The sequence below is a fragment of the Candidatus Sodalis endolongispinus genome (assembly GCF_018777395.1).
Classification (GTDB): domain Bacteria; phylum Pseudomonadota; class Gammaproteobacteria; order Enterobacterales; family Enterobacteriaceae; genus Sodalis_B; species Sodalis_B endolongispinus.
The window spans coordinates 829,854-843,113 of sequence record NZ_JAFJYC010000001.1; the positions used below are offsets into that span (position 1 = coordinate 829,854).

General features: G+C 56.0%; 8 protein-coding genes and 4 pseudogenes. 5 read left to right on the top strand and 7 right to left on the bottom strand.

The annotated features are described in order from the left end of the window. The first annotated feature begins 480 nt into the window (after positions 1–480). Together JZM24_RS04090 and JZM24_RS04095 are read left to right on the top strand one after the other, a co-directional pair. The gene (locus tag JZM24_RS04090) at positions 481–1,131 is read left to right on the top strand and encodes an SOS response-associated peptidase family protein (RefSeq protein ID WP_215668651.1); all 651 of its coding nucleotides are present in this window, start codon (positions 481–483) and stop codon (positions 1,129–1,131) included. Positions 1,132–1,351: 220 nt separating this feature from the next. Further along, positions 1,352–1,986, top strand: a pseudogene (locus JZM24_RS04095) (LysE family translocator). An 81-nt stretch (positions 1,987–2,067) separates the two neighbouring features. Here JZM24_RS04095 and ddlA read toward each other — a convergent pair. The 7 genes and pseudogenes from ddlA to JZM24_RS04130 form a co-directional block, all read right to left on the bottom strand. Then, positions 2,068–3,186: pseudogene (gene ddlA / locus JZM24_RS04100) on the bottom strand (D-alanine--D-alanine ligase). A 190-nt stretch (positions 3,187–3,376) separates the two neighbouring features. Then, positions 3,377–3,919 (bottom strand): lipid IV(A) palmitoyltransferase PagP, encoded by a 543-nt coding sequence (gene pagP, locus JZM24_RS04105; RefSeq protein WP_376775535.1) that lies wholly within the window; start codon positions 3,917–3,919, stop codon positions 3,377–3,379. 1,081 nt (positions 3,920–5,000) lie between these two features. Continuing rightward, a pseudogene (gene cbl, locus JZM24_RS04110) lies at positions 5,001–5,945 on the bottom strand (HTH-type transcriptional regulator Cbl). A 399-nt stretch (positions 5,946–6,344) separates the two neighbouring features. After that, on the bottom strand, positions 6,345–7,220 hold the full coding sequence (locus JZM24_RS04115; RefSeq protein WP_312884900.1) for an ABC transporter substrate-binding protein: 876 nt from the start codon (positions 7,218–7,220) through the stop codon (positions 6,345–6,347). A 349-nt stretch (positions 7,221–7,569) separates the two neighbouring features. Next, positions 7,570–7,761 carry a glutathione S-transferase family protein gene (locus JZM24_RS04120; protein ID WP_215668653.1) on the bottom strand — a complete coding sequence of 64 codons (192 nt, stop codon included), beginning with the start codon at positions 7,759–7,761 and terminating at the stop codon, positions 7,570–7,572. Beyond that, positions 7,761–8,066, bottom strand: a complete 306-nt coding sequence (locus tag JZM24_RS04125) for a glutathione S-transferase N-terminal domain-containing protein (protein WP_215668654.1) — start codon at positions 8,064–8,066, stop codon at positions 7,761–7,763. The genes JZM24_RS04120 and JZM24_RS04125 overlap by 1 nt, the downstream gene beginning before the upstream one ends. A 712-nt stretch (positions 8,067–8,778) precedes the next feature. Next, a complete protein-coding gene (locus JZM24_RS04130) occupies positions 8,779–9,900 on the bottom strand; it encodes a porin (protein WP_215668655.1) in 1,122 nt (373 codons plus the stop codon). A gap of 723 nt (positions 9,901–10,623) precedes the next feature. Here JZM24_RS04130 and JZM24_RS04135 point away from each other — a divergent pair. From JZM24_RS04135 to JZM24_RS20025, 3 genes and pseudogenes are all read left to right on the top strand, one after another. Then, complete coding sequence (locus JZM24_RS04135; protein ID WP_215668656.1) at positions 10,624–11,004, top strand: DUF4186 domain-containing protein; 381 nt, start codon at positions 10,624–10,626, stop codon at positions 11,002–11,004. 236 nt (positions 11,005–11,240) lie between these two features. Then, positions 11,241–12,386, top strand: a complete 1,146-nt coding sequence (locus JZM24_RS04140) for an MFS transporter (protein WP_215668657.1) — start codon at positions 11,241–11,243, stop codon at positions 12,384–12,386. Positions 12,387–12,560: 174 nt separating this feature from the next. Continuing rightward, positions 12,561–13,231: pseudogene (locus tag JZM24_RS20025) on the top strand (phosphotransferase RcsD); the annotation flags it as partial. Between the last annotated feature and the right edge of the window lie 29 nt (positions 13,232–13,260).

Consider the following 13,260-nt stretch of genomic DNA (forward strand, 5'->3'; position numbering starts at 1 on the left):
CAGCAATCTATTAGAGATTTATATTACCGACAATACCTCCTTGCTGGATTTGTGATAACGTTCACGATAAATAGTTTAACGCATTGAAACATAATGATATTACAAGACTTTTCTTTATGAAACATCCCTGGGGGAGCAGCTGGCGGTTAGGTGCGTCCACAGGCTAACGTATTGGCGCGCCTGAACATTCCGAAGGTTGATGCCAGGCTGAGGCGGCAGGCGGGGGTGCATGAAAGCGTTAACTTTGCCAAACATTACCCACGCCGCCGCCTCCGCAGCGGGTCAGCGCAGGGCAAGTTCTGGGCAACGAGGGTTAACATCCCCCTCTCGCTGATGATAATCTCGGTGAGGCGCCGCCACCGCGCAGTATTGCCTACGGCATGCCGGCGCTGCTTTCCAATATTTGGAACCTCTTTCATTTTTTCTGACGGACGTCATCTATACTTAACGCTGTTGTCAGCACAAAACAGGAGGCACAGTATGTGCGGACGTTTTGCCCAATATGAAGCGCGTTCGGATTATCTGGCTGCGCTGGATTCTCCGCTGGCGTGTCATGCCGCAGAGAATAGATTGCCTATCGGGCGCTACAACATTTCGCCGGGGAGCCGGGTGTTAATATTGAATCAGCGCGATACGGAACTGCACCTGGAGGCGGTGACCTGGGGTTATCATCCACCTTGGGCAAGAGAGCACCATCAGCCCGCCATGATCAGTACCCGCGCGCTGATTCTGGCCGATGGTTGGTATGAGTGGCGCACCTGTCTTCGTCATGTGGAACGCAAACAACTTTATTTATCACGTCGCGCGCGGCGGCCGCTGTTTTTTACCGCCCTCGGCCGTTTTCATTCGACCGCCGCTGACGCGCAGGATGATAGCGGTTTCGTTTTGTTGACCGGTCCGGGTGAGCGTGGGCCGGTGGATCCCCGTAGCCGACCGCCATTGGCGTTAACTGACGAAGGCGCGCGGCAATGGCTTGATCCCGCGCTGGATATCGACGCCGCCACTGTGCTGGCGGAGACCACCGCGCTAACGTCTACGGCGTTTGCCTGGCATCCGGTTTCCTCGGCGGTCGGGAATATTTATAACGACAGCCCGCAGTTGATCAAGCCCATTAACGATCCCGTGGTCTGACGCCGCGCGCGAGAACAGATGATGAGATGCTACTGCTAGATTGCTGGCGCAGGTCTTAGAACTGGCGCACCGGTTGTTTCACTGAGCGCCGGCCGGCGATAGGCTCGGGCGCCGTGGGTCGACTGCACGCCGCCGTCGGCAGTTCATGGTGAAATCCGGCTTGTGTTCCCTGCCCGGAGCTTTTATGCTGTCTATCTGACCTGCCCGGCGAGAGAACAGGATGTTAATCACCTCATCACTACTGTTATTTTCCGGCGCCTGTCTGACGTTGACGCCGGGGCCGGACATGTTGCTCATCGCTTCGCGCAGCCTTAGCCAGGGGCGCGGCGACGGTTTTGCCACTCTCGGCGGCATTATGGCTGGCACCTATTGCCATGCGCTGGCCGCGGCATTTGGCTTGTCGCAACTTTTCCTGGCGGCCCCCTTGGCATACCAGTTGGTCCTGATCGCCGGAGCGGTATATCTGCTTTATCTGGCGTGGAAAATCCTGAGTCGCCGCGATTCCGCCGGCGCAGTGGCGCTCTCCCGCCGGCGACCGCTGGGCGCGATTTTCCGCCAGGGCCTGCTGACCAACCTGCTCAATCCCAAGATGGCGCTGTTTGTTTTAGCGCTTTTTCCGCAATTTGTGCAGCCGCGCAGGCAGGGATGGGATCGGTGGCGCTACAGATTTTGCTGATGGCAACCGTGCTCAACGCTATCGGATTGGTGGTTAATGGCATTGTGGTCCTCACCGCCAGCCGCATCGGCAACGGCTTAGTCAATCCTGGGCGCCGCCCCTCAAGCTGGCCGCGCTACATGCTGGCTTCGGTTTACGCCGGACTGGCCTGCAAATTGTCGCTCGGCGGTCGTCATTAGCCTGCTTTCACAGCTGAGTCTGACCACCGCTACGCCAGGCGGCAAACACCGCAACCAGCCGCGGTCCGGTGCCGGGCGCCATCAGGATGCGCTTGAACCTTTTAGGGCCAGCGAGCTGGCAAGCGTTTGATCCTGACGGTAACGCTCCAGCGCCAGCGTGATGAGGCGCGTGATGAGATCGGTATAACGCAGACCGCTCGCCTGCCACAATTTCGGATACATGCTGATATTGGTAAACCCCGGCAGAGTATTCACCTCATTGACCACTACTTTACCCTCGGGGGTCAAGAAAACATCTACCCGCGCCATACCGGCACAGTTGAGTGCGGTAAACGCCCGCAGCGCAATGCGACGGACGTCATCGCTCGCCGCCTGGATGATGGCGGCCGGTACAACTACCTGCGCCACCGTCTCGTTAATGTACTTGGTGTGATAAGAATAGAAACTTTCGCTCAGGACGACCTCGCCGCACAGACTGGCCTCGGGCTCGTCGTTGCCCAGGACGACGCACTCCAGCTCACGACCGGCGATAACGGTTTCTACCAGCACTTTATGATCGAAGCTAAACGCCAGCGCTAACGCCTGCTCGAAGCTTTGCCGACAGATGACCTTGGATACCCCCACCGACGACCCCTGATTGTCCGGTTTGACAAACAGCGGTAGCCCCATGGAGGCGGTAACCTGCTCAAAGCGGATGTCGTCGCGCCGTGTGCGGGTGTAGGTCAGAAGGGGTGCCACCGCCAGACCGGCGTCACGCAACAATCGCTTGGCGACATCTTTATCCATGCTGGTGGCCGATTCCAGCACGTCTGAGCCGACGTAGGGTATATTCGCCATACGCAGCAGCCCCTATAATGAGCCATCTTCCCCCAGCGTGCCGTGAATAATGGGGAAAATCACATCGATTTGAAACAAGGTGTCAGGCCGGTCGGCCTGCATCAGCGGGTGCTGCCGCCGGCCCGCCAGCAAGGCGATCTCCCGCGTGCTGCCGTTTAGCGCAATACGGGCGGGATCATCGCCGTGCAGCAGGTAATTTGCGGCATCATGCAGATACCAGCTTCCCTGTTTATCGATGCCCAGCAGCACAACGTCGAATTGTTGCCTGTCGATGGCGTCGACAATATTTTTCGCCGACTGAAGGGAAACCTCGTGCTCCGCCGAACGGCCGCCAAAAATCACTCCGACGCGTGTTTTCGCCATACCCTGCTCCCCCGGAAAAGGACCACCCAGACTCGTCAACCGACCCGGCACAGCCGGCTGGTGCGGCTGGTCAAGCGCGATGGGTTATGTCGCACCACGGGCGGCAACATTGTTCGAGTATACAAAGCCGCGGGCGGGAGCAACCGCTTTTTCCGTCAGCAGGATTAGGCTAGGACAGGTGGAATACGTGTCAGAAACGGTAGCGCAACCAGGCAAAGAAAACATTGCCGTTGTTGTAGGTTCCGGGAATATAGGTGGCCTGGAACGTCAATTGCTTATAGCCGACCGAGGCCAGCGGCAGCAGCGCCGGCACGGGGATGTATTTCCAGTTGTCGCGGGCAGTCACCCCGGCGGTGAAACCGGCGCCAAAGTGGATATCCTGATAACGGTCAAACGGACGCCATTGTTTTTCCCAGGCATATCCACCGAACGGCTCCCATTTATTAAATGAATCCTTGAAGGCCATCAGGTAAATGGCGTGCCAGTTTCCCTTCTCGTCATAGCGTGAAATACCATAGCCGGCGCCCCAGGGGCGTTCATTGTAGCGACGGATATGTTCGTCGTCATACGTATAACGGTTATGCCAGGTAATGGCCGACACGTAGAGATCTTGGTTGGGAGAGTGATGCCAGGTTTCAGCCACATTGTGCGTAAACTGCTGCCACAGACCCGTTGACGCCGCCGGCGGGTCGTCAGTCGCCCATGCCGCAGAGAAAAAACCACACAAACCGATTAACAGCAAAATACGTTGATAAAACAACCGCACAACCCACTCCTTACAGACTTTCGTAATGCATTGTCTTTTACAGCATAGTTAAGGCAAATCACCATCAGAGAAAAAATAAAGGAACGCATTATATCCACGCTAACCAAAACGGCGTTTAAACCATACACCGACGGCCGTCAGGCGGCCATCGGATTGGGCTCAATAATGCCGCTTACCGCGCTTATCTCACTTGCATCGCTGCATTAAACGGGTCGGCTGAAAAGATATCAAGGGCGTTTGGGCCCTGGGGTGCGAATCCCAGCCATGCCATCGCCGCCCGGACGGCGAAGGGAATACGCCCCCGCGTAGTGGTACCCTTAAAAAGACATAAAGGAACAGCACGGCGCCAGGGGTTGCGAACATCGCCCGTGGTCATCGCCGCAGGACGCCCCTGTTGCAGGGTGTCCAACGCACGCCGTGGACCACGTGTTAAGCAACATAATGATGAATGAGGAGGTGGCATCCAACGACGGCGGATCTCGACGCGCGCGGGTTTACCCTCAGGCGGTTGAACGGACCGATGCCGGATGCGGGTTCTGCGCCATCGCGCTGTTTTTAATCAAAATGGAAAGCGCGTCACAGCCTGCGGCGCCAGTCGGGGCCATGATATTGATAATGAAACAAAAGTGATAGCACGGAGGTCATGTTATGCATACCAACGATATTGCTTTTTTACTTGGACTGGCGCTGACCATTATCGGGTTTGTTTCGCTGATGTATGCTTGAACGCGTGCGATTTGCCAGGACGTGACAGAGAAGCGCACCGACGACCTTTGCTGTACTCCCTCTTGCGAGGAGGTAAGTTGCCGATGCGCTTTTCTGCTGAAAAAAAAGCCCCATTTCACGGGGCGTACGGCGTTTATCCTTTCCGGCGCTTATCTCCGGCACTCATGAGAGGCTCATGGCGTTAGCTCTGTAAAGAATGAGTGATTATAGGATTAGTCCGAGTTTGTTTACAGTGATAATTATCACATTACCGTTGATAACCGGCGGCGGCCGTGAAACGCGTGACCGCCCGGCCGGCCGCTCCCCGGCCTTGCTCGCGCGGTTAAATTTGATAGTCGAGGGCGGCGGCGGCGAATACCGCTTCTTCAATTTCCGTTAGCGACAGTTGCGGGTTGCACAGCTGAATAAAACGCCAGGCATACTTACGCTGCAGTTGGCCGCGTTTTACCCCGAGCCACACGGTATTGGCCTCAAACAAATGCTCCGCGCTCAGACTCACCAGGCCGGCGTCTCTTTCACGGTTATAGGACATGTCCTCCAGCAGCCCAACCCCGAGCCCCAGCTCGACGTAAGTTTTGATAACATCTGAATCCTGGGCGCTTATCACTACCTCCGGGTGAAGCCCTGCCGCCTGGAAAGCTACATCCAGCCGCGAACGGCCGGTGATGCCGTGGCGGTAGGTAATAAGCGGATAGCGGCTCAAGGTTTCAAGCGTAAGCTCAGGAGCTCGGGTCAACTCATGCTCTTGTGGGACCACTACCGCGTGGTGCCAGTATTAATAAGGAAAGGCCGCCAGTTGCTCTTCGGTCATCAATTTCTCGCTGGCGATACCGACGTCGGCATCGCCGGATTGCAGCATGGCGACGATTTCCTCGGGGCTACCCTGATTGAGCACTAAGCGCACCCGCGGATACAATTCGCGAAATTGCTTGATAACGCCCGGCAAGCTGTAACGCGCCTGAGTATGCGTGGTGACGATAGAGAGTTCGCCGGAATCCTTGTTGGCAAACACATCGGCAATCCGGCGGATATTATTGGCTTCATTAAGAATACGCTCGGCAACCGACAGCAGCGTCTTGCCCGGCTCCGTCATGCCAATCAGACGTTTGCCGCGGCGGATGAAGATTTCCACTCCCAGTTCATCCTCGAGTTCGCGGATATGACGGCTGACGCCCGATTGCGAAGTGAAAAGCATGCTCGCAACATCGGTCAGATTATAGTTGCAGCGGGCTGACTCGCGGATAATACGCAGTTGCTGAAAGTTCACGCCTGTTCACTCCTTTTTCCTGATAGGTATACAGTTTTACAAGCGTTACATATAATCAACAAATAAAAAAGCGGTAAGTTATACATTTTAATGATAAGCAAAAAATGGCTTTAGCCATGCAATGACTGCATAACCGGCGGATCTGCGCTCAGCGTAACCACAGGGGGAGGAAAGGGATTCGCCTGGCCAGGCTCTCGAAGCAGACGACGTCAGGCGGTTAGCGGCGTTGCGGCGCGCAACGCCACGCCATCGGTGAACGGAGGCGCTGCAATCCGGTGACGATAACTTACCCCCTCCGGCGCGAGAGATAATGGCTGCACCGACGACCACAGGAATGGCGGCAGCGCTGACGGCGCGCGTTGCCGGCGCCGGGCGAGAGATCGGCGCCGGCCAGGGATATCACTGCCCCTGCGGTAAATAAGCGTTGGTGTAATACGCATCGACCGGCAGTGTGGTCTTCACAATGCCAAGCGAGGTCACCGCGTCCAGCACATCACGCCAGGCCACATCGTTTTGCTTTAGTTGCTCGTCGCCGGGCGCGCCCAGCACCTGCATGGTGTCATGCCATTGCTGCTTAACGAAATTCTCGTCATAGGATTTGCTGTATTTGGCGGCAAAAGCGGCGGTGGCTTCCTCAGGATGCTCGATGGCATAGCGCAGACTTCGCGCCGTTGCGCGCATGAACGCCTTGGCCAACTGCGGATTCTTTTCCAGCCAGCGTTGATTACCGGCGAACATGAAAATCGGCGTATCGGGCACGCCGTGACGGGTGGTAGGCATAAATTCCGGCGTCTGCTTGCCGGCCACCGCAATTTCCGTCCCTTCGGCATTGGCAACCCCGGTGGTAGCATCCACGCGTTTTTGCAGCAGCAAAGGAACGGTATTGTCGGCGGCGGCGACCATTTGGATATCGTCCAACGTCATACCGGCGCTCTTTAACATCAACGACAGCTGCGCTTTCGTCCAGGTGTCGTTATAAATACCAATGCGCTTGCCTTTAAGTTGTGCAAGCGTGACCGGCTGACCCGCCGGGGTGAAAATGCCCCAATTATTGCCGGTGCCGTAGCGACCGATCGAAATCACCGGCGCGCCCTGTTCTTTGGCAAATATAATGTCCATGACGGTGGTGAAGGCGACATCCGCCCGGCCGGTACCGAGGAATTTCATGGTATCGGCTACGGTCGGCGGCGCCACCAAGTTGAGATCAATACCCTCCTCCCGATAGAACCCCTTGCTGATACCCAAGGTCCAGGGGATCCAGAAGCCATCCGCCACCGGCCATTCCTAGACAAAAGTGACCTTTACGGGCGCCGGGGCGGCAAATGCCGGCGCGCAAAACGATCCCAACCCTACTGCTGCTGCGACGGCAAGGGCCGCCACTTTCGACAGCCAACAGTTCGACATAGCCTGTTATCCTTGTTTGCAACGGGAACATAACGCGCCCGGCAACCGGGCACGCGGCTTCACCTACCGACGGGCGACGCCCGCTGGCATGGGCTGATGCGGGCGCCTACGGCTGGCTACCGGTGGCGTCATAAGCCGGTAGCGCCTGACGAAAAAGCGTGAGCCAGTTGACCAGCTTTGGGTAATGTTGGCGCCAGGCGCCGTCAAAGCGCAGATCCAGTTAACCCAGCGCGGCGGCCAGCACAATTTCCCCTACATGCAAAGATTCGGCCACCGGGGGAAGCGTATAATGGCTTTCGGCGTAGTTGAGCGCGCGCGCCATTTTATCCTGCTGGCGCGCCACCCATCCCGGGGAACGTTCGTCCGCCGGGCGGTAACGATCTTCATACACCACCAACAGCGCCGCATCCATCAAACCATCCGCCAACGCCTGCTGGCGTAGCACCCCCAGCGGTCATCGCCCTTGGGGATCAGCACGCCGCCACCGGCTTTGGCATCCAGAAATTCAATAATCACCCGCGAATCAAACAGGCTCTGCCCCTCCGGCGTGATAAGCGTCGGGATCTTGCCTAGCGGATTCTGCTGTAACAGGCTGTCGAGGGGATTATTGACGTCCGCCGGCTCGATGGTCAGTTGATCGGCAAGGCCGGTTGCCGCCGCCGCCAAAGCGACTTTCCAACCAAAAGGCGAGGCCGGTGACGTTCTCAATAAGTACATAGGGCATCCTGTCGGCAAAGAGGGGAACTTAAGCAGAATAAAGTATTGTTTAACCAAAAGACAATCACAAACCGACGCCGCAGAAAATCCTGCGGCGTGCAGGTGGCCGACTGCGCCGGCACGCAGTGCGGCGCTGGCCGGCACCGCCGGGAACACAACACCGCCTGCGGGTGGCAACGGCCTGAGACTTCAGCGCCACGCCGAAACGATTGGCACCGGCGGGAACACAACACCGCTTGCAGGCGGCAACGGCGGGGCCTGCGACGCCTGGCCGATTGGCGAGGTGGCAACATGGGGCGCCAAGCAAGCCGGCGTAAGGAAGAGGCGGTAGCGCTTGCGGAATCATCCTATTACCCTGTTCTCTCTCCTTACCGATAATAGGCGCCTTCCAGGATAGAAGGAGAGCAAAGAGATGACGAATTTTATTCTCATAGCCGTCTTGCTCGGCTTTGCCGTATTTTCGCTGATTAAAGCAGTTAAACAAATGCGCAAAAAAGCGCTTGTCAATCAGCGCCACCGCTAACATCGTTAACTCCCCCCCATCACCTCCCCCAGCCTCGCGCGGCAATCCAGCACGTAGGGATCGCTCTACCGCTGGCATCTCCGCCCGTCTCGGGCGAGGGTTGCGGCGTGTCTTACAAAACAACGGGGCGGACGGTCACACCGTACGCCCCGTTTCTTACCAATCTGATACTCTACGTTAACTAACACATCAGAACATGTACGTCATGCCCAACGCTAAGATATTGTCGGTAGAGATCTGCGTGTCACGGGTAAAGTCGTTTTTAGACAGCAGATTGATACGATAGTCGATGAAGGTCAGCATGTTCTTGTTGAAATTATAGCTGGCACCCACCTCGATGTATTTCTTGATGTTTTGGCTTTTGCCCTGATCGTCGCCGTCAATACGCGATTGCAGATAGCCGATCGAGGGGCGCAAGCCGAAATCAAGCGCATATTGCGCCACCAATTCAAGGTTGTGGGCCTTGTCCGCGAAGCCGTATTTCTGCCCCTCGGCGAGTTTGCCCGAGAAATCGCCATAAGGTGTCATGTTGCGGGTTTCGCTGTACAGCGCCGCCAGGTAGAGGTTATTGGCGTCATATTTCAGACCGAAAGAGTAAGCTTCAGCCCTTTTATTGTCATGACGGGCAAAGGTCGACATACGCTGCGCCAAGGTGCGATTGCTGCTGGTATAAGCTGCACCGGCGGAAACGCCGTTCCCAAAATCATAGGTGGCGGACAGACCGTAGCCATCGCCATTCGCCTCATTTAAACCACGGCCGCCCTTCCCCTCGCCCTTAGCGTCGTTTTTGCCCTGGTACTGCAGCGCAAAGTTCAGGCCGCCAACCATCCCGAAGAAATTGGTATTGCGATAGGTGAACACACCGTTAGCGCTTCCGGTCATAAAATTGTCGGTTACGGTGGTATCGCCGCCGAATTCAGGCATCATGCCGGTCCAGGCGCCGACGTCATACAGCACGCCGTAGTTACGGCCATAGTCAATACTGCCCGCATCGGCGAACTTGATTCCGGCGAAACCTAGGCGGGTAAAGTTGCTTCTCGCGCCTTCACCTTCGGCTTGGTTCAGCCTGACTTCTTGCTCCCAGGTACCGAAACCGGTGAATTCTTCGTTAAGCTGGGCTTCTCCCTTGAAGCCATAACGGATGAAGGAGCGATCGCCGTTTTTAGCATCATCACTGGACATATAGCGCATGCCGTTAAGTTTACCGAATAAATCCAGCTTATTGCCGTCTTTATTATAAACTTCGGCTGCCCCGGCGCTGCCGGCCATCACCATAGCCGAAACGAGTACATACAGATACTGTAGTTTCATGTTGATACCCTCTATATTTATTATATTTTGCCACTAATAATTTGATATCCGCAGAGGCCCAAATAAAATCGAGCATTCAACAGATCTTGATGTCACTGATAGATCGGATATTGAGCTTACGGCGGAATCATACTCGATGAATTTTGACCTTTCAAGCCATTGCATGGCAACAAATAACCGACAGACATCATAATGATATAAACAAAAAACACTAAATGCATCATATTATCCAACTAATTGATGGCACCAAACATAAACAAAAAGACTTTAAAAACATTGCATTATAAAACAATTCCTCACATGTACCTCGTCAAATATTGAATAAAAACCTCGACAACGAATATAAAAAAGGCCTTTCAATGACACCATTCATCAATTTTTTTTAACCAGAGTGTGAGAGAGATCGATAATAATACTGCGATTAACAACCACTTTTACTACGGAAAATTAAATGAGGTAAAACCATATTTAAATTCAATAGTGAATAACATAATATATATACGCAGCATTCCTTATCTTTCATCCCGACACCTCTGTTTTCGGCACTTTGTTACATTTCCTTCTTCTTGGTTACCCTGTCGCCAGGCATTATCCTGCGCCGTGACGACGGGCGAAGACAACGCGCCTTGTCTCTTTGCTGTCCATCGTTTACCGGCGCATGGCGTGTTACACTATGCGCCCTGTGCACACGGAGCAGGCGGCCGACCGGGGCGAGGTAACCCAATGACGCAAAATGCAAGGGATAAAGAGCTAATATGGCAACGCCTGCAACAATCGGCCTTTCGGCGCCGTTTCTCTCTTGACCCGCGCGATAGCGAGTATCTGCACGCCAAAGGCATGTCGGTCATCTTGAACCACGCGCGGGATTTCATCACCCGCCGGTTGGCACCGGCGTTCCCGGCCAAAGAGAAGGGGAAACAAACGCCGTGGCGGGGCCATCCGGTGTTTGTCGCCCAGCATGCAACCGCCACCTGTTGCCGCGGCTGTTTGGAGAAGTGGTACGGCATACCGCGTGGCGTGGCGCTTAGCGAAGCGGAACAGGCGTTTATTTTGTCGATGATTGCCCTGTGGCTGGAACGTCGCGGCAGCGGTGGACAAACGTAAGCCGACGCCCAACTGCCAGCGTCAGTTTGTGTTCCGCTGTTCGCCGCGGGATGGCGCCAGGTCGGCGACCTTATATCTGGTGAAAAAAGGCACCCGGCGCATATGGCAGCGCCGTCGATTGCTCGTCAGGTTGAACAGAAAAATCGAGTCACCCAGGCGCGTACGCTAGCACTGGAATGATAACGGCCCTTTCCGGCCGCGTTTTACACCAGGACTTATGCTCGCGGCCCATTATAATGACCATTGCCCAGCCTTCCATTTTGCGTGCCGCTCATCCGGTGCGTGTCGCCACCAGCGTGGTGTTTTTTATCGCCGGCTTTGCGATGTCCGCCTGGGCGCCGCTGGTCCCCTTCGCCAAGGCGCGGCTGGCGATTAACGATGCATCCCTCGGTCTGCTGATGCTGTGTCTGGGCATCGGTTCGCTGCTGGCGATACCGCTGGCGGCGCCCTGGTCACACCGGCTAGGCTGCAAACGGCCCATCATCGCCGCGGCCTGCGTGCTGGGGTCGACATTGCCGCTGCTGGCATGGCTTGAGAGTATGCCGCTGTTGGCCATGACGCTGCTGCTGTTCGGCGCGGGGCTGGGGACACTGGATATCACGATGAATATTCAGGCGATGGCGGTGGAAAAAGCCAGCGGCCGCGCCATGATGTCCGGCTTTCACGGATTTTTCAGCCTGGGTGGCATTGCCGGCGCTGGTCTGGTCAGCGCGCTGCTGGCCTGTGCGCTGTCGCCCCTTGCGAGCGTGCTGGTGATCGTGGCGGTGCTATTCGCGCTACTGGCGCTGGCCGCCGGTCAGCTTCTGACCCTAACGGGCGAGGATCCGAGCGCGCCGCTGTTCGTCCGTCCCCACGGGCGGGTATTGGCCGTCGGTTTGCTGTGTTTCATTCTGTTTTTAACCGAAGGCGCGATGCTGGATTGGAGCGCACTGTTTCTTACCCATGAATGGGGTATGAGCAGTGCGTCCGGCGGCTTGGGTTACGCTTTGTTCTGCATCAGCATGACCCTCGGCCGGCTGTGTGGCGATAGGCTCATCAATTATATTGGCCGCTTTCGCATGCTGCTCGGCGGCAGCCTGTGCGCTGGGGCGGGTTTGTTGCTGGCCATCGACGTGCCGGCGGTGACGTTGTTCAGCTTTTTATTGCTGGGCTTCGGCGCCGCCAATCTGGTGCCGTTGCTGTTAAGCGTCGTGAGCGACCAGCGGGATATGCCGCCACATCTGGCGCTGGCGGCTATTTCCGGCGTGGGCTATTCCGGTATCCTTACCGGCCCGGCACTGATAGGCTTCATCGCCCATTTGACCAGCCTGTATGTCGCTTTTTGCTGTGTAGCAGTATTATTACTGGTGGTCAGCGCCTGCGCGCGCCTCGTGACCCATTAAAGGACAATAACAGCCGGGCCCGTTATGCAAATCAAAAAATCGCGTTAACCTCTACCGCGCTGCTGCGCGGTTTTCTGGTGTTTATCTTGTTGCTGCTACTGTCGCTGTGGGTGCTGGGTTTTCAGTACCTACGTCGTGGAAAAGCAACATAGTTTGAGCACCATTGCCGGCTCTATGCAAAAACGCATCGACAAATATCGCGTCGCCGCCTATCAGCTTTATGACGCTTCCGGCAAAAACGACGCCCTGTCGCTGCAGCCAAACGGCGCCCAGGAAGTGCGGCTGCGGCCGGACGTCTATTTTATCGACAAGCCACATAAAAAACCGACGCGATGATTTTCGGCAGTCATGAAAGCGCGACCTATTCCCGCGCGCTGGCGATGTCGCGCTATCTTGATGTGCTGTGGGGGGCGGAGAATAACAACTTCACGTTGTATTACCTTAACGGCAGCGATAACAGCCTGACGCTCATCTCTACGCAGCCGCTGCGCGAGACGAATCCCCGCTTTCGCGACAGCTATATCAGTCTACTGGTGGATTCACGCCGCAACGAAATGCTGCAACAGGCCAATATCCTGGATGAACGAGAGAGTTTCTCTCCCCTACGCAAATATCGGTTTCTTAACGACTATTATTTTACTCAGCGCATGATTTTCAATCAGCCAGGCCACTTGGCGACCATTATTGCCTTTGATTTACCGATAAACGATATTATTCCGCTTAATATGGCGCGCGCCAATTTCGTTCTCAACAGCGCCGCCGAGCTTAACACCGCAGACGGCAGCGTGGACGATGACGATCTGGACGGCGCCCAGACGCCGCGCGTCTACAGCCGGATGAACGGCGCCATGCTTGAAATTACCGCGCCGTTATC